Here is a 23578-nt window from a genome sequence, read left to right on the forward strand (position 1 = left end):
CATTTCTCACATCGCAAAATATTTAAAATTTTTACTGCTGGCACAAAGTGGGCCTTCGCTGGAATCAGAATTTATGGCTGATCTCCATCAAAATGTAATTAAAGACGATAAATGGTTTTATGCATTTCGCGACTATGAAGGTATCAGAGCAAGTCTTAAAAGGAATAAGCATGTCATCCATTTTCAAGAATTTGGAGCAGGAAGTGCATCGCACAACGCAGGTGAACGTACCATTTCAAAGATAGCTCAAAATGCACTTTCTTATCCATACCAATGCCGATTAATGTTCAGGTTGGTTCATTTTCTGGAATGTCAGCATATTTTGGAACTGGGAACTTCATTAGGCGTAAGCAGTCTTTATCTTGGAGGCGCCAGAAAGGATGCCGTGGTTTACACCCTGGAAGGTGATCCTGCGTCATTTCAAATGGCCAATCATATCTTCAGTCAAATGGAAATGGATAACATACGCCCTATATTAGGTCAATTTTCTAAAACAGTTCCACAAGTTATAAGTGACCTACCAAAAATAGATCTGGCATTTATAGATGGACATCATGATGGTCTGGCCACTTCAGAATATTATCACCAAATTAAAGAGAAAACACATGAGCAATCTGTTATCATCATAGATGATATTTACTGGTCAGACGACATGAATAGTGCATGGATTGAAATTACAAAAAGACCAGAGGTGACTTTCAGTATTGATCTGTTCTTCTGCGGAATAATATTCTTTCGACCTTTTTCTAATGCTTCAAAAACAAGCTTTAAAGTTCGACCAGATAAAGTGATCTTTCATTTATAATTGCATTTCTGGAATTTCTCCACCTACTATAAGTGCTCCCTCTGTTGATCCTTTAATCTCTTCGACGCTTACTCCAGGGGCCCTTTCCAGCAGATGAAAAGCTCCATCCTTAATTTCCAGGACAGCAAGATTGGTCACCACTTTGCTGACGCACTTCACTCCGGTAATGGGTAGTGTACACGCTTTTAATAATTTAGAGGCACCACTCCGGTTCGTATGCATCATAGCTACAATGATATTTTCAGCAGATGCTACGAGGTCCATTGCGCCGCCCATGCCTTTCACCATTTTACCAGGAATTTTCCAGTTGGCAATATCACCATCCTGGGAAACTTCCATGGCCCCTAAAACTGTCAGTTGGATATGTTGACCTCGAATCATGGCAAAGCTTGTAGATGAATCGAATACTGATGCACCAGGCTTTAAGGTTACGGTTTGTTTCCCAGCATTGATCATGTCCGCATCCTCTTCCCCTTCATATGGAAATGGGCCCATGCCCAGTATTCCATTTTCAGATTGAAATTCAACATTGATATCATCAGGCACATAATTGGCTACTAAAGTAGGAATACCAATTCCAAGGTTCACATACCATCCATCTCGTAACTCCTGAGCAATTCTTTGGGCAATTTGATTTTTATTTAGCATCTTTTTTTGGTCTAACTGTTCTTTGTTCAATTCTTTTCTCGTAGTTGGTTCCTTGAAAAATCCTTTGGACGAAAACGCCAGGGGTATGAATAAAATAAGGATCTAAAACTCCGGGCTCTACTAATTCTTCCACTTCAGCAACCGTTATCTTACCTGCCATGGCCATTACCGGATTAAAATTTCTGGCTGTTCCTTTGTAGATGAGGTTCCCGTACTTATCACCTTTCCAGGCTTTTACAAAAGCGAAATCGGCTGTCAATGCAGTTTCCAGAATATGTGGTTTTCCATTAAAATAGCGCATTTCCTTCCCTTCAGAGACCTCCGTTCCATAACCTGCGGGCGTGAAAAATGCAGGTATACCTGCACCACCAGCCCGACATCTTTCAGCAAGTGACCCTTGAGGAATTAAATCAACTTCCAGTTCACCAGACAGCATTTGTCTTTCAAATTCATCATTTTCACCAACATATGATGAAATCATTTTTTTTATTTGCCTCTTCTGCAAAAGCAAGCCCAGACCAAAATCATCCACCCCGGCGTTGTTAGAAATACAGGTCAAACCTTTGATTCCTCGTCTGACCAATTCTGAAATGGCATTCTCCGGAATACCACATAATCCAAATCCACCTAGCATAAATGTCATATCCGAATTCACTCCCTCTAAAGCCTCAGCGGCATTCTTGTATACCTTATTCATATCCAATTTTGTGTTTGCTAATTTAGGAAGTATTCGGTTAAAAACTCTTATTATCTTTGCGATATGAGAATATCCATTTTTTATTTGCTTTTGATCCTCATTGTCTTAGGGTCGTGTGAATCGGTTTCAAATTCAAAAGAGAGTCCTTTGTATCTAGATCCCGAAGTAACGATCGATGATTTACACAACGGTTATCGCAACGGTGACTTTTCCGTACGTGATGTAGTTGATTTTTACTTAAGAAGAATAGACAGTATAGATCAAAATGGTGTAAATCTTAATGCTGTAATTACCATTAATCCAAGGGTAAGGGAACAGGCTCAATCTTTAGATAAAATGGAGTTTTCAGGACCATTATACGGAATTCCTATATTACTTAAAGACAACATTGATACCGGTGATAGTATGCCTAACACAGCTGGCTCAATCGTTATGAAAGACGCTTATCCTAATGCGGATGCTCCGTTAGTACAACAACTGAAGGAAGCTGGAGCAATCATCCTGGGAAAAACCAACTTAAGTGAATGGGCTAATTTTCATTCCAATGTATCATCTAGTGGATGGAGTGGATTAGGAGGTCAAACTAAAAACCCATATAGACTGAATCACAATCCATGTGGATCTTCAGCCGGTTCGGGTGTAGCAGTTGCCGCCAACTTATGTGTCGTGGCCATTGGAACAGAAACCAACGGATCCATAGTTTGTCCCTCTAACAATAATGGCATCGTAGGGATAAAACCGACAGTTGGTCTAATTAGTAGAACTGGTATCATTCCTATTTCTGATCATCATGATACTGCCGGTCCGATGGCCCGTACAGTAAGAGATGCGGTGCTCACTTTATCAAGTATGACAGGGTTAGACGAAGCTGATAAAGCAACGCAGCAGGATGAAAGGAGTATTGAAGAGGATTACACCCAGTTTTTGAGGACTGATGGCATTTCGGGTAAAAGGATAGGCTTTTACCTTAAGCCATTGGCTGAAGATAGTTCAGAACTTACGCTAATCATGAATCAAGCCATTCAGGAATTAAAAGAAGCAGGAGCTGAGATAATAGAAATTGAAGAAATCTTGCATCCAAGAACTGAATATTTATCATTTACAGTCATGCAATATGAATTTAAAGATGGGGTAAATCAATATTTGAGGGGATTGGCAGAAAAATCTCCGGTGGCCAATCTAGGAGAGATCATCGATCAAACCTTTAAGGATTCTGTAGAAATGCAATTTGATCACCAACTCCTCAAACGTTCAAATGAAAGAGGAGATTTGTCGAGTAAGGAGTATCGAAGCGCATTAGATTCTATTGTGCTTACCAGTAGAAAAGAGGGCATCGACAGGGTCATGGATCAATTCAATTTAGATGCCATCGTTGCACCCACCGGTGGACCAGCATGGAAAACGGATCACGAAAACGGGGACGCTTACGATATTTACAGCAGTTCGCCGGCAGCAATTTCAGGTTATCCCAATATCACCGTACCTATGGGTTTTATTGACGAATTGCCAGTAGGAATGTCAATATTTGGTCGACCCTGGACGGAGGGTAAATTGATAGAAATTGCGTATGATTTCGAGCAAAGAACAAATCACCGAAAGTCGCCAAAATATTTAGACTAGAGCATGTTTTTTAAATTTGAGACTGATGTATCGGCAATACCACTACCCGATCGATTTACTTTTCCATTTTACTATTCTCCGCATCCGATTGCGGAATTAGCTGCCAAAGAATTACAGGATTACCTAAAGCAACAAAGCGATTTTGATCATAACTTTGGGTTAGATCCATCTCATAAAGGATTGGTCATTGGAAAGATGTTTGGTGTGCTGGTTGTTCGGGATCTGGCAGGTGATTTGGGTTATTTGAGAGCTTTCAGCGGAAAATTAGCAGACAGTAATCACCACTATGGTTTTGTACCACCGGTATTTGACATGCTGGAGGAAGATGGATTTTACAAGCGAGAAGAATCAACATTAAATCAGCTTAACATTGACATAAAGAAACTAGAAAATGATTCTGAATACTTAGAGGCGATAGATCATTTAGAAGCATTAAAACAGAAGGCCGAGATCAGTATTAAAGAAGAAAGAAAGCGTTTAAAGCAAGGTAAAAAAGAGCGGAAAATTTTAAGAGAAAAAGCTGCACTGGAATATGAAGCCAACGATGCAGATTACCATGATTACCTCGAAACACTAAGTAAAGAGAGTGTCCAAAGCAACTACAGACTTAGAGATGCAATAAAGTATTGGAAAAATAGAGTGTTTGAAGCCCAAAAGCTGGTTCAGGAACTTACTACGCCGATTCAAAACTTAAAAAAAGAAAGGAAACAGCGATCTTCCGGTTTACAAAATCGCCTTTTTAGTAGCTATACTTTTCTTAATCAAAAGGGGCAAGAGAAATCCATCAGTGAAATATTCAAACATTCTAATCCTCCAGCCGGTGCAGGTGAATGTGCAGCGCCGAAATTACTCCAATATGCATTTCTCTATAACTATCAACCAATTGCTCTTGCTGAATTTTGGTGGGGTGCGTCACCTGATTCAGAGATTAGGAAAAGTGGGAATTATTACCCTGCGTGTCAAAGCAAATGCAAACCCATACTCAGCCATATGTTGAGTGCTACTAAAACTGACCCTAATCCATTGTTATTTAGTACTGAAGAAAATATTCATATTGAAACGGTTTTCGAGGATAATGCCATCATCATCATTAATAAGCCGGCTGATTTGCTTTCTGTTCCGGGAAAAAACATCAAAGATTCAGTGCTTACCAGAATGAAAGATCTGTATCCCGATGCCTCTGGTCCTATGGTAGTTCATCGTCTAGACATGTCAACATCGGGTCTAATGGTGGTTACTAAAAATTTGGAAGCATATAGGAAAATCCAGCGGCAGTTCGCCGAAAGAACCGTATATAAGAGATATGTAGCAATATTAGATGGGCATCTGGATCACAATGAAGGAGTGATTGAATTACCACTACGGGTTGATCTTGACGACCGTCCGCGGCAATTGGTATGTTATGAACACGGACGACATGCACTGACAAGTTGGCTCAAAGTGTCACAATCCGACGGCAACACCAGGGTTCATTTTTTCCCAAAGACGGGGCGAACCCATCAGCTTCGAGTTCATGCAGCTCATCATCTTGGTCTGAATGCACCCATTAAAGGCGATGACTTATATGGACACAAGGCCGACAGATTGCATTTACATGCTGAAGAATTAGCCTTTATGCATCCTTTTAATGGTCAACGTATTACCTTTTATAAGAAAGCGCCATTTTAAAGTGAGCCTATATATTAGAGATAGTAATAGGCGTATTTTAAAGGCAAAACAGTTTCGAGGTAGGATCGATTCATAATCACCGGTACTTTGGAGAAAGTAAAGAAAACTTTATACTCACCAGTTTGAAGTGGTATAATTTTAAGAATCTGTGAAGAGTTAATTTCGCTGGAATTTTTCATAATACTTTCTTTAAAAGTTACTATGGAAAAACTAAACATTGCCAAGCAATATTGTCACAGAATTTCATTTTGTTGATTTGTCGAATTCATTTGTCTTGCAGAGAACAAGAAGGCAGATCAAAAAAAGTAGTAAATTTCTTTCGGAGATAACAGGGCTTCCAGATCATACTTATCAATAATTAAAGGTGTTTTCAAATTACTTAAAAACACTTCACATTTTTCATTATCCAGTAAATCAATTTTAGTAATCCTCTTAGTGTCAAAATCTATAGGAATGTGTTTCATAGTGAAGAAGTTTAGTATAACACTACAACAAATCAGACCAAACTATAGTTCGCTATTTGATATAATATATTCATAAATTTGCATAAGATATATTTATGCAGACATAAGTATGCCTGTATAATAGTTATACCAAATAATAATTTTATGTAAGCAAGTTTCTAAAGACAGATGCCTTCCTAGAAATTTCATCGTATTTCTGATCACTAATCAAGTCTGGATGGACAATAGAACTGCCTAAACCAAAAGCCACTGCACCTGAATCTTGCCATTCCTGAATATTCGTTTCATTTATACCACCAGTAGGTACGAAATTCATTGCTCCAAGCGGGGCAGCTACATCGCTCAAATACTTTGGAGACAAATGGCTTGCCGGAAAGACCTTGATAAAATCAGCTCCCCAATACCAGGCTCTGTATATTTCTGATGGACTGAATGCCCCCATGACCACCGGGACGTCCCTCGAGTTTGCATACACCAGAACATCTCTTGATAAAATGGGTGTTACTAAAAATTGGGCTCCAGCTGCAATAGCCTCCCCGGCTTGTGTAGCCGTGAGAATGGTGCCTGCCCCCATTAAGATTCCAGAATGACCCCTTTTTACCTCTTTGATGATTTCCAGGTAATCAGGTGTATTTGAAGTCACCTCTATGATCGGAAGTCCACCTTCGTAGACAGCATGACATGTATGGGCCACATGATCTGATAGCGAGGATCGAATGATGACTATGGATTTATACTCACATATCATATCAATTACGTCAGCCTTCTTCATCTCTTAAATTTTTATTGCAACGGCGGTGTATTGCACAGTAATATAACTTAAATGTCAGATAATTTCATTGAGATTTTATGTCAATTATCATTTCTACCATGTTCATAGTATATTGCTTTTATTTATACAAAATTGAAGTTAAGATGAAAGTATTACGGTTGGCTCTATTTCTGATTCCATTCCTGGCAAATGCTCAGGTAAACCATGAATTCATTTTTGGAGACGCATTGCCGGATGCCCCCACCCTTGCGGAAAGAGGGGAATTCCAGGTAGGTGTTCGCACTCTTGACTTTATAAATAAAAATCAAATTGACATCTTAAATACAGATAAAGATGGCAATGCCGCGATGTACGATCGTGATTTCAAGGTAGAGGTTTGGTATCCCGCAACATTGCGCACCGGTCAAAAAGAAATAGTAGAGTACGAACAAGTAATGGGCTCTTCCAATGCTGAAGACAGGCCTATTGTACCATTTACATTTAAGGGGAGAGCTGCAAGGGACGCTGCTCCTCAAGACGGAAAGTTTCCTCTCATTATCGTATCCCATGGCTACTTAGGCTCAAGAGTACTGATGACGTATCTTACTGAAAATCTTGCTTCAAAAGGCTACATCGTTGCCGCAATTGATCATAAAGAATCTACTTTTCAGGATGCCAAGGGTTTTATTTCGACGCTCCTCAACCGACCAAAGGATATTCTTTTTATTTTGAATAGCATGATTGATAAGGCGCATTTTGCTTCAGAAATGATCGACCAGGAACAAATAGGGCTGATTGGTTACTCTATGGGTGGTTATGGTGTGCTCAACGTGGGCGGCGCAGGCTACAGTGATGCACTAGCCCAGTTTGTAAAAGGCAGGAGCAATGGCAATAATGCAATTGCGTCCCTGATAGCCGGTCATCCTGACCATCAAGCTATGATGGATCCGAAGATAAAATGCATCGTAGCCTTCGCCCCCTGGGGAATGAATGCTGGGATGTGGGATGAAGAAGGATTGAGTGGCTTGCGCTTTCCAACTTTATTTATTGCCGGTAGCGAAGATGATATTTCTGGTTATGAGAATGGTGTTAAGGCCATCTATGAAGGTGCTGTCAATACGGATAGGTATATGTTAACTTACATGAACGCCAGACACAATGTGGCTCCTAATCCACCTGCGCCAATTACTATGCAGAAAGGCCTACACTTTGATGAATATTATCGATATGCAGAACCATCCTGGGATGAGCGAAGAATCAATAACATTAATCAACACTTTATAACGGCTTTTCTGGGTACTCATTTAAAAAACGAAGATTACAGCAAATATCTTGATCTTCCTACCGACTCAAATAAAAAAACATGGGAAGGGTTTTTAAATCGTACTTCGACAGGTATGTTATGGCATTCAAATAAAAAATCTAAGTAATGAAATCTAAAGGATTTTACAGATCAATTTCAATTATACACACTTCATTATTTATTGGTCAATTGATGCTCTTTGCCATTTTGCTATACCTCAAGCAAGATTTTGAATTAAAAACAGATTTTCAGGAGGATATTTTTCTGCTAATCTTGCCTGCCTTGATTTTGAGCGTATACTTCCTCGGTAATTACATTTATCAAAGTAGAATTAAAAGCATTATTCCCAGTGAGTCATTAGATCAAAAATTGATCACCTATCGATCTGCTGTGATCATAAGACTAGCTTTAATAGAAGGAGTAACCTTACTTGCGCTCATGATCTATTTTATCAATGGGAATTCAATGTACCTTATCATGGCGCTTATTTTACTGGTCTACTTTTATAGCTTGAAACCAGGGAAAGATAAGCTCAATGACAAAGCACAATTAAGCGCGCAGGAAAGGCAACAGATTTAGCAATTTCCATAATACCAGAAGTGCAACTCTTGTTGTAAATCATTCAAATATTCATTTATATTTTCAACCCCACAGACCTCAACCTTGCCTTCCTGTAAGGTTGGTACTTTCTCATGTGTATGACTCACCTCATGACTCAAGGACATTGCTTTGATCCTTTCATGTATAGCTTTATGTGATCGTATTTCTGGGTTGATATTAATTTTCATTTCGCACACACATTTTAATAGTTACACTAATGTTTAATTCTGTGTATTATCAGTTTTGGCATATATAATCACTATCTTTATTTGTAATGTAAAATTTAATTTTTTATTCATTAAAAATTTTAAAAAAATATTCTAAACCATGGGTTCCGCACACCCTTTTCTTTGTATTTTACCTGCCTTCTACTTAGAAGCAATCTAAAAACTTTTCTTCAACTTCAACCTAATTTTCCTATGTCTACTTTTTTAGGATTTAACTTCAAGCACTTTAGAGGTGATCTTTTCGGTGGTATTACTGCTGGTATTGTTGCCTTACCATTAGCACTTGCCTTCGGACTACAATCAGGTCTGGGACCAGCTGCAGGACTTTACGGAGCTATATTTATCAGTTTCTTCGCCGCCATGTTAGGTGGTACTAATACTCAAATATCCGGCCCCACAGCTCCGATGACCGCGGTATCAATGGTCGTCATTGCTGGTATAGTGACTGCCAATGGAGGTAACTTGGAGAAAGCCATTCCCGCCATACTCGCTGTCTTTGTACTTGCCGGTCTGATTCAAATTCTGATGGGCGTCCTTAAACTAGGCCAATATATAGAATACATCCCTTATCCAGTTGTTTCAGGATTCATGACCGGCATCGGCGTCATCATCATCATCACCCAATTTTTACCCATGCTGGGTTACTATCCTTCAAATGATAACACATATGTTAACTCCTTTAAGCCTGCAGCTGAAGAGGTGTTGTTAGAAAGAATACTCAAGGAGGAAGCCAATGAGGAAATATTGGTATTGGAGGATTTCGCAGAAACGGTAAGAAGGGCGAATGCCATTACAAAGGAGGAAATTAATATGGAGGCCGTTGCTCTGGCAAAAAACAATGCGTCGGGGGTTGTGGGCTCATTGCGAGTTCTGACCAGAGCGGTCCAAAATATCAATTGGATCGAATTCATTCTTGGATTACTTACTATTTTTATCATATATGGCTTTAAAAGAATTACTTCCGCTGTTCCCAGCTCCCTGATAGCTTTGATTGTTATAACTCTCATTGCGTATTACTTTATACCTAGCTACAGAAAAATCCCAGAAATTCCCAGTGGTTTTCCACAGCTTCAATGGCGAGTTTTTACCAACTTTAATCTTGGGCAGGTCACCCCATTCATTATCTCTGCTATTTCTCTAGCTACTTTAGGGGCAATTGATTCATTGTTGACCTCCATAGTAGCTGACAATCTAACGAAAACCAAACACCAACCCAATAAAGAGCTCGTAGGTCAAGGAGTGGGAAATTCTATCGCTGCCCTCTTCGGAGGTATTCCAGGCGCAGGCGCAACCATCAGAACTGTAGTCAATATCAACAGTGGAGGAAAGACTCGACTGTCAGGCATGGTTGCTGGAGTATTGCTTCTATTAACGCTGTTACTTTTAGGGCCAATTGCATCGCAAATTCCCGCTGCGGTTCTTGCTGGGATATTGGTTACCGTGGGAATAGGGGTGATGGATTACAAAGGTCTAAAGCATATTGGTTCTTTGCCGAGAAGTGAAGTCGTTGTTATGCTCATTGTTCTAATATTAACAGTTTTTGTTGGACTAATAGAAGCAGTGATTGTAGGTATGATTTTATCTTCAGTTCTTTTTATGAAAAAAATATCGGACGTTATAGAAAATCGTACTAAAGCTTCGCCATTGAGGGAATTTTCCAGAGAAATTCCATGGATGGAAGAGGAGAAGTTCTTTAAAAAATACGGAGACAAGGTGTACATTAAACACTTGGATGGTCCGTTATTTTTTGGTTTTGCTTCCAGGTTTCAATATATGATGAAGGCGCTTCCTGATATTGAAACAGTGGTGATGAGAATGGATAAAGTGCCCTACGTCGATCAGTCTGGTCTTTATGCCATGGACGACGCCGTGGAGGATTTGCAAAGGCAGGGTATTACCGTTGTATTTACGGGTTTGCATGGCCAACCCAAGCTGATGTTTGAACGCTTTAAACTTGTTCCGGGATTGGTTCCAGAAAAGTTATCATTTGAAACTTTTGAGCAATGCACTACCTGGTTAGAAAAACATATTGATGAAGAAATAGAATCTAATTAGATACGTTAAAGAAGGGTGAAGTATGTTAGTCTTACCTTCGTTGTTATATTCTTATACTCATGTCAGATCAATGAGATATTCACCAAGCCCACGGCAAGAGAAAGTTATGAAAAACACATTAGTGATGTAGACAAATTGCTCTGGAAAGCGAAGGGAAAGCAAGCTTTTAATGACTCTGTTCATGTTCAATATCCTTATAGTGAAACACTTAGTATTGATTCTTCAGAGCATCTGGCATTTGGTTATAGAATAGATGGGAACAAAGGAGAAGTCATAAAAATAAATGTCAGTTCGACCAATTTGCTGATTGATCTTTTCGAAGTGACGGCAGACTCCATTGAAAGATTTGAACCAATCCTTCAACCAGAATTTCTTTCAGAAAGCTATACGTTTGAAGTCAAGAATGATGGTGCATACTTCTTACGAGCACAAAGTAGACTGCATGTATCAGATACGATCGAACTTCAAATTCATAGTGAGCCTTCATTCTTGTTTCCTGTAGAAGGAGGAGAAAACAGAGATATTGGAAGCTTTTGGGGCGATCCAAGAGATGGAGGTAAAAGAAAACACAAAGGCGTAGATATATTTGCGAAGAAAGGAACTCCACTACTTGCCGTAACCAAGTCCAGGGTACGTTCTGTCAGAAATCGTGGTCTGGGTGGCAAGCAGGTATGGCTATACGATAATGATAGAAATCTTAGTGTCTATTACGCACACCTGGATAGTCAATATGTTAGTCAAGGGCAGTCTGTGAAAAGGGGAGATACCATCGGTACCGTAGGAAATACAGGAAATGCAAGATATACACCATCTCATTTACATTTTGCCATTTACATACCTTATGAAGGTGCCATTGACCCTATTCATTTTATTCAAAAGACGTCTAAAGAAACAGTTGTTCTGAAGAACAATCAAATGATCTATCATCAGAAGATGGTGGCCAATAGAACGAAAGTTCCTTTGAGAATTTCTCCCTCAGCGCGATCTAAATCTTTTCGAAATGCCTATGATTCGGAAGTATTTACGGTTCTGGGGGCTACAGGATCTTGGTATCACGTTCGAGATTCGGAAATGAAGGCTTGTTACGTCCATTATTCCCATCTCAGACCAGATTTACCGCTTTAAGGATGGGTAGAGTATATCGGTATGCTAATAGACCATAGCATACCGATATAATTACGTTTAATTTTTAATGAATTTAATCGTTTTAATACCTTCGGCAAGCTCCACCTTTAAAACATATAAGCCAGGTGTAAAATACCTCACATCTACTGAATTCATGTTTTGTGTATGTCGATTAGAGGTTGAGTTCATTTGTCTTCCATCCAAACTAAAAATTTGAAATCCCATTACCTCAGATGAAGAAGTAATTAATAACTCTTCCATTACCGGGTTCGGAAAAACTTTAATTTCTTTATTATCGAACGATTCCGTTGAACTTTCCATTTCAATAAGAATGGTTTCAGAAATGATCAAACAACCACTTTCATCTCTCACAGCAACGCGGTAAGCTCCCGGCTCCAGATTACTGACATCTTCAAAATTAGAGACCGTTAGTGTATCATTGAGCGTCCATTCGTATTCGTAATTACCAGTTCCACCTTCAATACTGATGTCTATAGTTCCTCCATTTCCAGCAGATGCATTCTGAACTTCGTCTACGGTGAGTACCAGATCATTGTTGGTGATCACCCAAAAGCTACAACAGAAAAAGTTTCCGGCCTCGTCAAATACATTATAGGTCACTTTCGTACTATCTTTTGGAAAGATTGATCCTGATGGTAATCCTTCTGCAAGTTCTATACTCGCTATTGCACAGTTATCTTGAAAATTCGGAATGTCATAAAAAATGGTATCACATCCTTCTTGAAAAATATCACCAATACAGTCCGCAGTAGGAGGTATAGTGTCAATTATTGACTTTATAAAAATTTCAGCGATGGTAACATTTCCATTGACATCCACTACTTCATATGTCAATGTTCTGGGTCCCAAAGCATCACAAGAAGTATCACCGGCCAGGACCACACTCTCAATGCCACAGTTATCTGCTTCCTCCAGATTAAGTGGACTAAAATCCAGCATGCCATCAGCATCGACATAAAGATCCACACTGTCAGTGAAGATCACAACAGGTGCTTCAGTATCTTCGAAAACTACCAAGTTTTCTTCAGAAACAGCCTCACATCCATTTTCGTCAGTAACTGTAACAGCATATATTCCTTCCGGAACATTGATAATTTCTGAAGTATTGTCACCATTTGACCACAGATACGTATATGTTCCGGTTCCTCCTGTGGCAGTGATGGACAAAGTATTCTGACTAAAGTTTTCACAATCTTCTACAGAAACTTCCGATTCCAGAACCAGCGGTTCAGGGTCGGTAAGGGTAAAACCTTCTACAATCGTGCAACCACTTCCATCCGTAACTGTAATATCATAGTCTCCAGGTTCTAGTCCCGCAATGGCGATAAAGGCATTGTCACCATTGGACCATTCAAAACTAAAAGGCTGTTCAAAACCAACGGGATCTATAATAGCCTCTCCATCATTCGCTCCAGGACAGGTAATATCATTAAAGGATAGATTAAGGGTAAACGCACACGCTGCCGATTCCACAATCGCAGAAATGGTATCCATGCATCCATTGGCATCGGTTGCTGTAAGGGAATACTCTCCTGGCGATAAGCTGTCAATCGAGGAAGTTGTTTCCCCATTTGACCATAGATATTGATAAGGTGAGGTACCACCTGTAATAGAGGCCTGGATAGAACCATCATTGGCATCTACAGAAGTTTCATTGCTTACGACAAGGTCAAAAGTTAAAATCTCAGGTTGTTCCAATATAATTTCTGCCACTGCCATGCTGTCATTGCTATCTGTCACGGTTACCGAATAAAAACCTGCTGGGACATCATTGTTTTCTGCAGCATTAATTCCATTAGACCAACTATATCTATATTCACCTTCCCCGCCTGAAGCCACTGCCGTCAAGTCTCCATTGTCACCATTGCAGATGATATCTACCACCTGAATTTCTACTTTTATCGTATCCGCTGCGGCTGGCCTTATCGTCGTTAATGCTTCATTAAATTTAATCGCATCTCCACCAGAGCCCGATCCATTCGCTATGTTCCCGGCTGCAAACATCAGGATTTCTTGCTCGGTATCCACCACAGGAGCCTCCCACTCAAATATCCATTGTGCTACATTGTCCTGGAAGTTCTTAGCGCCACGATGTTCAATATACTTCCGGTCTCCTAAGACAGAGGTGCCCTCATCGTCCGAATTGGTCATAAAATCTCCGGCATTATTGAAATTATCATTGAATAAGGCAACCATTTGAAAACCAGCTCGCACCGCATTTCCGTCTGTATTATTTACTGTAATTCCCAAAGTATATGTTTCACCACTTGTGACAACGTCGGGCAAATTATCAATGAGAATATTGCCTTCAAAGTTATTTCCCTGATGACATGAACTACACACACCATCTCCAGGAGCACCGGTTCTACCATTGGGCGGATCCGACGAATTGGCAAGCATAAGCACCACAATGACAATGCCTGTCATATACTTTAATAGATTATTCATGAGTTTTATATTTAATAGTTATTATAAGTTTAAAAGTAATCAGACCTGCCATCAGATTTGTTAGAAAAAAGCAGAATGGTTTTCGCAAATACTTTTAATAATATGTGAAGATATTATAAAATTTTATAATACGTTATCAAATCTTTGAATATCGACCTCCGGATGGAGGGTTTTTTGATCAAAAACAGAGGCCATCAGTGCTTTGGCAAAGTATGGACCCAGGGAAGCCCCCTTGGTACCTAAACCATTAAACAAGTGTAAAGATGGATATGCAGAATGAGAACCTATGAAAGGCTTTCTATATTTTGTGGCAGGTCTAATCCCGGCCTTATGATCAATAATCTCATATGGCACATTGAGGACTTTTTCTATGCCTTCTATGAGCCACTTTTCCTTCTCACCAGTTGGCTGATCCGAGAATTCGTCCCAGGCATAAGAAGCACCGACCCAGAAAATATCCCTTTCAAGTGGAACAAAGAAGAGTTGATCCTTTAAAATATGATCCGTCTGAAAATTAGGAATCCGAACTAAGAGCAATTCACCCTTTGCAGGTGCAAACGGCAGTTCATTGAAAAATGGATTCTGAGATACGGCATGACCTTCACAAAAAATAACATGGGCAGTGATCCACTTTTTATACCTAACAGCTTTTTCATTGATTTCTAGTGAAGCATGATCGAAAATTTCGGAGGAATAGTATTTCCGCTCTTCAAGATATTTCCGCAAGTCCTTAATCAGTTGATCCATTCTCAACTGATAGCCATTGACCAATCCAAATCCCTGGCGGTCAAACAACTTTCCTTCAAAATCTCCAGCATCCTCAGCTGTTTGCATAAATGGCGAAGCTCCTTTTTCCAATAGCCGCGCGTCCCACTGATTTTGATCCTTAACAGTGGGTATGGTTCTGTAAATTTCTCTCTCATTCAGGTATTCACCGGACAGTAAATCTTCTGTCCATCTGTACATGGAAACGAATTCTTTTTGTAGTTCTTCATACATCCATGTCTTCACATATTTCCGTCCAGTGATGGGATTAATGATTCCGGCAGCCACCTTTGAAGCCCGACTTTTCTCCGGTGCATCAATTACATAAAAGGAAAGATTTCGCTTAATACATTGCAGCGCTATCAAAGAACCGGCAATTCCCTGTCCGACTACAAGAACATCCAACATTACAATCGATTTAAGATTTCTTTCTGTGCTTTGCTTAAGCTTGCAACCACCAAATCGTAGCTGTGATCTACCAGGTCTGCAATCATTCGATCATCCAGCTCCTTTTCGCAGAAAACCGTGTTCCAATGTTTTTTATTCATATGCCAACCAGGAATTATTTCTGGGTATTGATCTCTAAGTTCCAATGCATACTCAGGATCACACTTGAGGTTACACCTGAATTCTTCATCAGTCATTCCACACAGCGCATACATTTTGCCTAAGACCTTAAATACTAATGTATCAGGACCAAACGGGGTTTCTTCCGTGACGCCTTTTTTCGACAAACAATAATCCCTGAAACTGACGATATCCATTATTCCTCTAAAATGTGGCCCATTAAATCACTCTTAATTTTAAGATAAGCCTCATTTTCAACCGAAGGATCAATGATGATGGGAATACGCTCTGTCACTTCGATACCGTAATCATTCAAACCGTCCACTTTCTCTGGATTATTGGTCAACAGTCTTACTGCTTTTATATCCAGGTCTTTTAGAATTCTACCCGCCTCTTCGTAGTCCCTTTCATCCGGCTCAAATCCGAGGTGGATATTGGCATCAATGGTATTCATACCTTGATCTTGCAGCTGATAAGCCTTCAGTTTATTAATCAACCCTATGCCCCTACCCTCCTGCCTTAGATAAATGAGAATGCCTTTTTCTCTTCCAATGATCTGCAGCGAGCGTTCCAGTTGTTCACCGCAATCACATCTTTTGGAACCAAACAAGTCCCCTGTCAGACATTCAGAATGTATCCTCAGCACAACACGCTCATGATTGTTCAGCTTTTCGCTCACCATAACAACATGAGGCATTTTATTTTCATCACTATCCGCATAAGCAATCATCCTGAAATTACCGTAAGGAGTAGGAATCATGGCTTCTGACTGCTTTTTCATCTAACTATTTGTGAATACAAAGATATAAATTACGCATACAAGAACAGCCAGCTGCCCTAAATCGTTTTTACGATATCATAAAACTTTCAATTTTACCATGTAGACATACATCTTATACGACTCATATGTGTTGTTGATCAAGTTTGCAACTGCGACAGATTAAACCAATCTGACTGTTGGTTGTCAAACTTTGAAATTATAGAAATTATGAAAAATTTATTAATCGTTTTAATATTGGCCAGTTTTGGTCTGACTACAAATGCACAGGATGAAACCAGACATCGTAAGAATCGCATGCACAAGGCTAAATCTGAAATCGAGCTCTCTGAGGTTCAAAAGGTAAAAATGGAAGAACGAAAATCCGCCTACGAAGAAGTTCTATCAGATCAATCCATGAGTCGGGAAGAAAAAAAAGCAAAGATTGTTCAAATGCGTTCCAATGAAGAATCCATTCTTACGAAAGAACAACAGCAAAAAATGAAAGCCTTAAAGGCGGAGCGAAGCGCTGAAAGAATGCTAAATCGGCAAGATCGAATGGAGTCTATGGAGAAGCTAAAAGTCTACAGAGCAGAATTCGATCAAAAAATCAGTGCCGCAGATCAGGAGACACTAAGTGACTTACGACAAAAGCTCAAAGCGCATAAAAACACAGATCGCACTCAAATGTCTGAGGCAGATAAGGTTAAAATGAAATCAGACAAGAAGATGATGAAATCACTATCCCTTAAATACGAGGATGAAGTACTGAATTTTTTAAAAGAGAAAGGAATAGATGAAAGCATATCTGAAAAAAAAGAGCAAAGAGAACGCAAAATGAAAAAGGCTGATCAGAGAGGCCGTAAACAGGGAAGTCAAGTAGGCAGAAAAGGGAGGATAAAGTCAAAAGGTCATATGGTCACCCGGTTTCTGTTAATGGAAAATAAGTAGCCATTGAAAAATTTCCTCCGAAATAATTATTTTGGAGGAAATTTTAATTTTAAATGGCATACGATCAGCATCTGGCAGACCGGGTCAATTCTTATCTGGAAAGAAATGGCGTTAGTTTTTATTCCAGGAAAATGTTCGGAGGACTTTGCTTTATGGTAAATGATAAGATGTGCGTCGGAATTAGAGATGATATGATTATGGCTCGGATAGATCCAAAAGATGAAGCAGAACTCAGAAAATTACCAGGTGTTAGAGATATGGACTTCACAGGAAGGCCTATGAAAGGATTCCTATATGTGGGTCCTGAGGCCATTGATGCAGAGAAAGATCTGGAATTCGTCCTACAAAAAGCTTTGGCATTCAATCCAAATGCCAGGCGTAGTGAAAAACGGAAAACATCTTGAGTTACGAGCCATTTTTTCTTTTTCGAAGCGGTCATTTCAATTCCATTTATACTTCTCTGTTTCGTGCAGTTCCTCAGCTGTCCTACAATAGAGAGCGCATTTACACCCATGACGAGGATTTTTTAGACTTAGATTTTGTTAAGAATGGCCATGCCAGAGTGGTTATTTTGTGCCATGGCCTCGAGGGATCCAGTGAATCAAAATATATGATCGGAACTGGTGCATTGCTGAGTAAAAATCAATTTGATGTGTGTGCCATGAATTATCGATTCTGTTCCGGAGAGATCAACTTGAAACCTCAAATGTACCATAGTGGTTGGACTCCCGATCTTCATACGGTGGTAGAGTACTGCGCCAAAGATTACGATGAAATTTACCTGGCAGGCTTCAGTCTAGGAGGTAATTTGGTACTTAAATATCTTGGCGAGCATTTGTTTAAAAGATCCGCCAAAATCAAAGCCGCATGTGCCATATCTGTACCTCTGAATTTAAGCTCTTCTTCCGAGCAAATGGAGCAATTTCAAAACAGACTTTATACCTGGAGGTTTCTGAAGACCTTGAACGAAAAAATAAAACAAAAAAGCAATCAGTTCCCAGCGTTAATTGACACTAAATATATTAGTCGCATTAAGTCAGTCAGGGATTTTGACAACTACTACACCGGCCCGCTGAATGGATTTGAAGATGCGGAAGACTACTATGAAAAATGTAGTTCTGACCAGTTCTTATCTTCCATCAAAGTACCCACACTGGTAATTAATTCGAAAGATGATCCTTTCCTGGGTAAAAAGTGTTTTCCTGCAATTGATGAAGTCAAAAACATTCTCGTTCATTTGAATTATACTACCTATGGCGGTCACGTTGGATTTTATCAGAATGGACAGCACATGTGGTTCGAAAATGAAATTTTAGATTTCTTTGTACGTTCGAACAAATAGATTTCAAATGATCTTTCGGTTAAAAAACAAATATGAAAAAGGGATTGGCTGGTGCACTTTCTATTTTAGGTGTTGTCATGATCATCATTGGCGTTCTGGGAGCATTCGGAGTTATGTCAATGGGGACTTTCACCTGGGTGGCAATTATTTTAGGAATCATATTCTTTCCCGCAGGAATTAGTCTGATGAAAAGCACGAACTCAACTGAATAGTTGATCATTCGCTTTTCTTCCTAAGCTTTTCTGCATAAACAAAAGAGGGCCGAACTCCCCAGTTCGACCCATTATTCTATTGTCTCAGTCTTTATTCAAATTGTATTTTCTGTGCTACAACCCCACTCTCAGTATGGATCTTTGCGATGTAGCTACCGGAAGGCAGATTGTTTCGGTCTAATTGATAAACATTTGAGTTTATTCCTCTTTCGCTCTTCACTAATCTTCCTTCTATACTGTAAAGATATACTTTATCTATTGATTCGTCCAAATTAACTTGTATAGTTGTCATATTTCTTACAGGATTAGGATAAACTTTTAATCCCACGTCCAATGGTTTTAGTTCATTTACACCGGTGATCAAACATCCAAGATCCAATGCTACACAGCCTCGGGGAGCAAAATATAACATCATAGTGTCTAAATATGCCATGCCTTGAGCAGCACTCATATTCGGATTGGTCAATAACCCATTCTGATGTAGAGTGTCTGCATTAAATGTAGTACCAATGGACGCATTGATAAACGCGATCTGTAAATCGAGGGTATTTTTATTCCACCAGTTCCAGGGCGAACCTATCGGAATGGGCGTTTGAAAAGCGTACATATTTTCTACTCCAGCACTAGTTGAATAATTTTCAGACCATTGAATGGTGGCTGCTGATTGTGCTTCGACATTTGCACTGAGAGGATCAAATTCATCCAGGATAGCATCGAAAACGTCATTGTTTCCTTTCATATTCGCGGAGTCGATTACAGTGCGAGTACCAGATACGTTGACTACAAATTCATTGGTGGTAGGAACAATTACAGGACCATCGGGGAATGGCGCAAAAATATCACCTGTTGCATGAAAACCCACAAAAGCTGGTTCGTTTTCTTTGCCTTCTAACCAAGAAATATCTCCCATAGCTCCTCCGACGTTTACACATATTGAGAAATCACTGCTATAACCCACATGATTGGGCAAACTGGCTGCAGCCTGAGTAGTAGCGTAAGGATTACCGATAATAGTAGTATCGATTAAAGGTTCCAATGTCTGCGAGTTCAGAAATTTATCTAGAACCACTTCCTCGTATCTGTCCAGGACTGATGCACCAAGCGATACGTATCCGCCCGTTCCAATTCCCCACATTCCTACTTTATTTGGATCGATTCCGTAAGGATTTCCGTCTTCAGCAAATGTTTTTCTTAAAAAACGTACTGCCGTTCTTGCATCCTGGATTCCTCTGTAAGCTGCCTGCAACAATGTAGCAGTCCTTGTATCCTGATCTTCGGCCAATGGAGCCCATCCTTGTCTATAGGTAATGTTTGCAGCAACATAACCTTTAGCAGCAAGTCGCTTACAAGTATTCACATTTATTGAATCTTGAAGTCCCCCCGTTATACCACCATTAAAGTATTGTGGCAAAAAGTTGCCCGTTCCGATCACGATCATAACCGGTCGATCGGTGACATCATCACCATCTGGTGTATAGATATCCATGACCAGATCAATAGGTTCTATGATGCCCTGAGGCGCGAGAAGTATGGAGATATTCGACCCATAAACAATATTGGACTCTACACTCGTAGATTCAAATACATCATCTATGTATCTTTGCTGCCCATTTACGCTGATAAAGCTCAGCATCATCACAGCACAAAAAAGCAAATTGTAATTCTTTTTCATATTCATAAAGTTTTTAATAATTCTAATTTTTGTTATTCCAATCATATAATACAGAAAAATATGCCATCCGCCCTATCCTGGGCCCTCCGTATGTCTGAAAATTCATTGTATTTAGAATGTTTGAAGCTCCAAGTTTAAAGGTAAGATTTCTATTCTTCCAGTTCCAATTAATCTGACCATCAAGTAAAGAATAAGTCGGAATGAAACCTGTAAACTGCGGAGATCCTTCAAATAAAAATCCTTCTATCCACTTATACTGAACATTGAACCCAACATTTTTAATCCTCAATCCACCTACATCCACAATCATATCTCTTCCTGACAAACTGATATTATACTTATTCTCAGGTGTGTTAAACGCTGGAATAATAGGATCATCGGACGCCGTATTTAACTTATTCCACGAATAGTTTCCAGAGATTAAAAAGTACTTGGCAAAGTAGTAGCTTAAAGCGACTGAAAAACCCTGGGTAGTTACTATATCCTGCGCATTTGCACTTACTCGAAAGGCTTGCACCCTTGTCGGATTATTCAAAAAATTGTCGAACTCAGCATCTAATCCAATCTGATATCCAATGAAATCCCGGTATCTGGAAAAATAATAGGTGGCATCAACATATACTTTTTCGAAGAGTGTAGTTCTTAATCCACCTTCTAGTGTGCGCACTCTTTCAGGTCTGATCGGATCTACATCGAAATACTGGAGACGATTGATATCCTGAGCATTCAAGTAGTCACGAAAAGACTCCACATCTATCAATCCCTGAACACCTGTGATGTTGCCCAATAAAATCGCCCTTCCCACATTATAGAATAGATATTGGTCGGTTAGCGTCGGATTTCTGACCGCAGATGAAAATGATAATCTTAAAAACGTATTTGGTCTTGGGTTATAAACCAGTGAAGCAGCGGGTGAAAAAAGGAAGTCAAAATTTTGGTGTTTATCCAGCCTTGTTGAAATATTGAGCTTCAACTTACTTTCATTGAATGAAACTGTTCCTCCACCATATACGCCATACTCATAGGTGTCTATATTTCGCCCCATGGTATCCAGCAATATAGAACCTCTTGAATTAGGCAAGTAATATCTGCCATTTCCCCCTATCAGTAGGTCAATGCCTGAAAGAATGCCTCCTCCCTGGTATACATCATTAAATTTGTATTCTCCATGAAGATGTGTTAACGCTGACTTATCGAAAAATTTAGTACCTCCTTCAGAGTTAGCAATTCTCCCCGTGATGTCATTAAAAGCGTTTTCAAACTCGGAACTTCCTGGTATCAAAAAATCATTGGTTTCTTTGAAATCAACGCCCACATTAGCACTCGCCTCGGCTTGCTGATGAAGCCCCTCAAGTAAGCCAGGGTTATTGCTGAAGAACTCAGCGAGCGCCGCTCTGTAACCCTCTGGATTTCCTACGAAAGAAGAAACTTTGGGAAAACCTTCTTGGCTTTTAATAATAGGATTAGCAGTAGTGTTCCAATAACTGACGTACGAGCTGCCCCAGTCTCTATTGCTTGCCGCCCTTTGTTGCAATTTCAAAGCTGTAAAATAGGGATCATAAGAATCTCCGGAATCTTCGTGAGTTGCGTAAAATCGAAGAAAATACTTGTCTCGTTTTTTAAGTTCAGCCTTATGCTGGTAAAACCTAATATTCTTTAGACTGAATCTATTGTCCCCCTGATAAACAGTTGTACCACCTCCATAATTAGAAGCTATAACCAGTTCCGGAGATTCAAAATCTTGCTTGGGTTTCAATCTAAAGTGTAAAGAGGCATTCGCTTTTAGATTCTTAGTGCCGTAATCGACCAGATCCACTTCTCTATATCCCGTCCTGTGAAAAATACCCAGGCCCGGATTAGCCAGTGACTTGCTTAAGTCATAGGTTGACTGATATTCATCTCCGTAGATATTAACCGCATCGAATCTGCCCGGATTATCCACACCCGTCCTCGTATCAAAAACAGGATCGTAGTTGTCTGCCTGCCAATCATTGGCCTGTAAGTAAAAGAAATTCAACTTATAAGCAAAGCTGAAATCTCCCTCTTTATTTCTAATGGCATCCGCGAAGCGAAAGGAAGGATTAATCATACTACGCTCCCCTACTTTCACCTTAGCTGCCAAACCTCGATTAATGAAAGGATCTTTTGTCGTCATGGAAATCACTCCATTAAACGCATTTGGACCGTAAAATGCAGAACTGGCACCTACAATTAAATCGACTTTGTTAATGTCCAATTCCGATGCGCCCAGAAAATTACCCAAAGAAAAGTTTAAGCCAGGAGACTGATTGTCGACACCATCAATTATCTGTAATGATCTCACCGGACTCGTGCTGTTAAACCCTCTGGTGTTGATGATCGTGAAACCCAGACTGGCGGTCGTTAGGTCTACATCTTTTAAAGCTCCCAAACCATCGTAGAAGTTCGACGATGCCGTCTGTTTTATCCCGATGATATCCAGCGATTCTACAGTAAGTGGAGCGGCCTTCTGCTTGTCCGAAATGCGCTGACCCTTTACTTCAATGCCTTCCACAATGACGCTCGCTTCTCCCAATTCAAATGTCAATCGGTCCTCCTGATTAGATACTTCCTGCGAGGAAAGTTCATAGCCCAGGTAGGAGGCTTCGACAACGAAAGGTAACCTTTCCTCAGTTGTAAAAGTGAAGGTTCCATCCCAATCTGTTACCGTTCCAGAAGAAGTGCCTGAAACGACCACATTGGCACCAATAAGAGGTTCTTTGGTAAATTTGTCTACCACAATTCCGGATACTACCACTTGCCCGGTCACAGAAACCAATCCAGCAGAATACAGAAGAATCGCTATCAAATATCTTACCATACAGTTAATTTCTTAGGCGCAATATATCAATATTATCGTTT

At 39.8% G+C, this 23578-nt stretch carries 21 protein-coding genes; 11 read left to right on the top strand and 10 right to left on the bottom strand.

Going from position 1 to position 23578, the window contains the following annotated elements; translation table 11 throughout:
- Window positions 1-73 precede the first annotated feature (73 nt).
- Complete coding sequence (locus L2567_RS01570; protein WP_235295926.1) at window positions 74-805, top strand: O-methyltransferase; 732 nt, start codon at window positions 74-76, stop codon at window positions 803-805.
- Here the strand turns inward: L2567_RS01570 and L2567_RS01575 are convergent.
- Both L2567_RS01575 and L2567_RS01580 read right to left on the bottom strand, forming a co-directional pair.
- Window positions 800-1453 carry a CoA transferase subunit B gene (locus L2567_RS01575; protein WP_235295927.1) on the bottom strand — a complete coding sequence of 218 codons (654 nt, stop codon included), beginning with the start codon at window positions 1451-1453 and terminating at the stop codon, window positions 800-802. The genes L2567_RS01570 and L2567_RS01575 overlap by 6 nt on opposite strands.
- Window positions 1443-2150, bottom strand: coding sequence for a CoA transferase subunit A (locus L2567_RS01580; protein WP_235295928.1), 708 nt, complete (start codon window positions 2148-2150; stop codon window positions 1443-1445). The genes L2567_RS01575 and L2567_RS01580 overlap by 11 nt, the downstream gene beginning before the upstream one ends.
- 63 nt (window positions 2151-2213) lie before the next feature.
- Here L2567_RS01580 and L2567_RS01585 point away from each other — a divergent pair, with 63 nt between their 5' ends.
- Both L2567_RS01585 and L2567_RS01590 read left to right on the top strand, forming a co-directional pair.
- A complete protein-coding gene (locus L2567_RS01585; RefSeq protein ID WP_235295929.1) occupies window positions 2214-3770 on the top strand; it encodes an amidase in 1557 nt (518 codons plus the stop codon).
- Between the two features lie 3 nt (window positions 3771-3773).
- On the top strand, window positions 3774-5438 hold the full coding sequence (locus L2567_RS01590; RefSeq protein WP_235295930.1) for an RluA family pseudouridine synthase: 1665 nt from the start codon (window positions 3774-3776) through the stop codon (window positions 5436-5438).
- Between the two features lie 296 nt (window positions 5439-5734).
- Here L2567_RS01590 and L2567_RS01595 read toward each other — a convergent pair whose 3' ends face one another.
- Entirely contained in the window at window positions 5735-5902 is a 168-nt protein-coding gene (locus L2567_RS01595) for a hypothetical protein (protein ID WP_235295931.1), read from the bottom strand.
- 142 nt (window positions 5903-6044) lie between these two features.
- Window positions 6045-6674, bottom strand: a complete 630-nt coding sequence (locus tag L2567_RS01600; protein ID WP_235295932.1) for a bifunctional 4-hydroxy-2-oxoglutarate aldolase/2-dehydro-3-deoxy-phosphogluconate aldolase — start codon at window positions 6672-6674, stop codon at window positions 6045-6047.
- Between the two features lie 143 nt (window positions 6675-6817).
- Between L2567_RS01600 and L2567_RS01605 the strand changes: the two genes are divergently transcribed.
- The 4 genes from L2567_RS01605 to L2567_RS21110 all read left to right on the top strand — a co-directional run bounded on the left by L2567_RS01605 (window position 6818) and on the right by L2567_RS21110 (window position 11963).
- On the top strand, window positions 6818-8083 hold the full coding sequence (locus tag L2567_RS01605) for an alpha/beta hydrolase family protein (protein ID WP_235295933.1): 1266 nt from the start codon (window positions 6818-6820) through the stop codon (window positions 8081-8083).
- Window positions 8083-8535 carry a hypothetical protein gene (locus L2567_RS01610; protein WP_235295934.1) on the top strand — a complete coding sequence of 151 codons (453 nt, stop codon included), beginning with the start codon at window positions 8083-8085 and terminating at the stop codon, window positions 8533-8535. Before L2567_RS01605 ends, L2567_RS01610 begins: the two co-directional genes overlap by 1 nt.
- A gap of 440 nt (window positions 8536-8975) precedes the next feature.
- Entirely contained in the window at window positions 8976-10838 is a 1863-nt protein-coding gene (locus L2567_RS01615; protein WP_235295935.1) for a SulP family inorganic anion transporter, read from the top strand.
- A gap of 15 nt (window positions 10839-10853) precedes the next feature.
- A complete protein-coding gene (locus L2567_RS21110) occupies window positions 10854-11963 on the top strand; it encodes a peptidoglycan DD-metalloendopeptidase family protein (protein ID WP_235295936.1) in 1110 nt (369 codons plus the stop codon).
- A 57-nt stretch (window positions 11964-12020) separates the two neighbouring features.
- On the opposite strand, the gene L2567_RS01625 is transcribed toward L2567_RS21110, so the two are convergent.
- The 4 genes from L2567_RS01625 to ribA form a co-directional block, all read right to left on the bottom strand.
- Window positions 12021-14432, bottom strand: a complete 2412-nt coding sequence (locus tag L2567_RS01625) for a choice-of-anchor V domain-containing protein (RefSeq protein ID WP_235295937.1) — start codon at window positions 14430-14432, stop codon at window positions 12021-12023.
- Between the two features lie 123 nt (window positions 14433-14555).
- On the bottom strand, window positions 14556-15605 hold the full coding sequence (locus tag L2567_RS01630) for an NAD(P)/FAD-dependent oxidoreductase (RefSeq protein WP_235295938.1): 1050 nt from the start codon (window positions 15603-15605) through the stop codon (window positions 14556-14558).
- On the bottom strand, window positions 15605-15961 hold the full coding sequence (locus L2567_RS01635; RefSeq protein ID WP_235295939.1) for an MmcQ/YjbR family DNA-binding protein: 357 nt from the start codon (window positions 15959-15961) through the stop codon (window positions 15605-15607). The genes L2567_RS01630 and L2567_RS01635 overlap by 1 nt, the downstream gene beginning before the upstream one ends.
- Window positions 15961-16545: a GTP cyclohydrolase II gene (ribA, locus tag L2567_RS01640; RefSeq protein ID WP_235295940.1), complete on the bottom strand. Its 585-nt coding sequence runs from the start codon at window positions 16543-16545 to the stop codon at window positions 15961-15963. Before ribA ends, L2567_RS01635 begins: the two co-directional genes overlap by 1 nt.
- A 207-nt stretch (window positions 16546-16752) precedes the next feature.
- On the opposite strand from ribA, the gene L2567_RS01645 reads away from it, so the two are divergent.
- From L2567_RS01645 to L2567_RS01660, 4 genes are read left to right on the top strand one after another with little or no spacing between them, the layout of a single operon-like run.
- A complete protein-coding gene (locus tag L2567_RS01645) occupies window positions 16753-17472 on the top strand; it encodes a hypothetical protein (protein ID WP_235295941.1) in 720 nt (239 codons plus the stop codon).
- A gap of 53 nt (window positions 17473-17525) precedes the next feature.
- Entirely contained in the window at window positions 17526-17876 is a 351-nt protein-coding gene (locus tag L2567_RS01650; protein ID WP_235295942.1) for a TfoX/Sxy family protein, read from the top strand.
- Window positions 17873-18814, top strand: a complete 942-nt coding sequence (locus L2567_RS01655) for a YheT family hydrolase (protein WP_235295943.1) — start codon at window positions 17873-17875, stop codon at window positions 18812-18814. Before L2567_RS01650 ends, L2567_RS01655 begins: the two co-directional genes overlap by 4 nt.
- Window positions 18815-18846: 32 nt before the next feature.
- A complete protein-coding gene (locus tag L2567_RS01660) occupies window positions 18847-19026 on the top strand; it encodes a hypothetical protein (RefSeq protein WP_235295944.1) in 180 nt (59 codons plus the stop codon).
- A 91-nt stretch (window positions 19027-19117) separates the two neighbouring features.
- On the opposite strand, the gene L2567_RS01665 is transcribed toward L2567_RS01660, so the two are convergent.
- Together L2567_RS01665 and L2567_RS01670 are read right to left on the bottom strand one after the other, a co-directional pair.
- Window positions 19118-20698: a T9SS type A sorting domain-containing protein gene (locus L2567_RS01665; protein ID WP_235295945.1), complete on the bottom strand. Its 1581-nt coding sequence runs from the start codon at window positions 20696-20698 to the stop codon at window positions 19118-19120.
- A gap of 22 nt (window positions 20699-20720) precedes the next feature.
- Entirely contained in the window at window positions 20721-23537 is a 2817-nt protein-coding gene (locus L2567_RS01670; protein WP_235295946.1) for a TonB-dependent receptor, read from the bottom strand.
- Window positions 23538-23578: the final 41 nt, after the last annotated feature.

It is taken from the genome of Portibacter marinus (assembly GCF_021533195.1).
Taxonomy (GTDB): Bacteria; Bacteroidota; Bacteroidia; order Chitinophagales; family Saprospiraceae; genus Portibacter; species Portibacter marinus.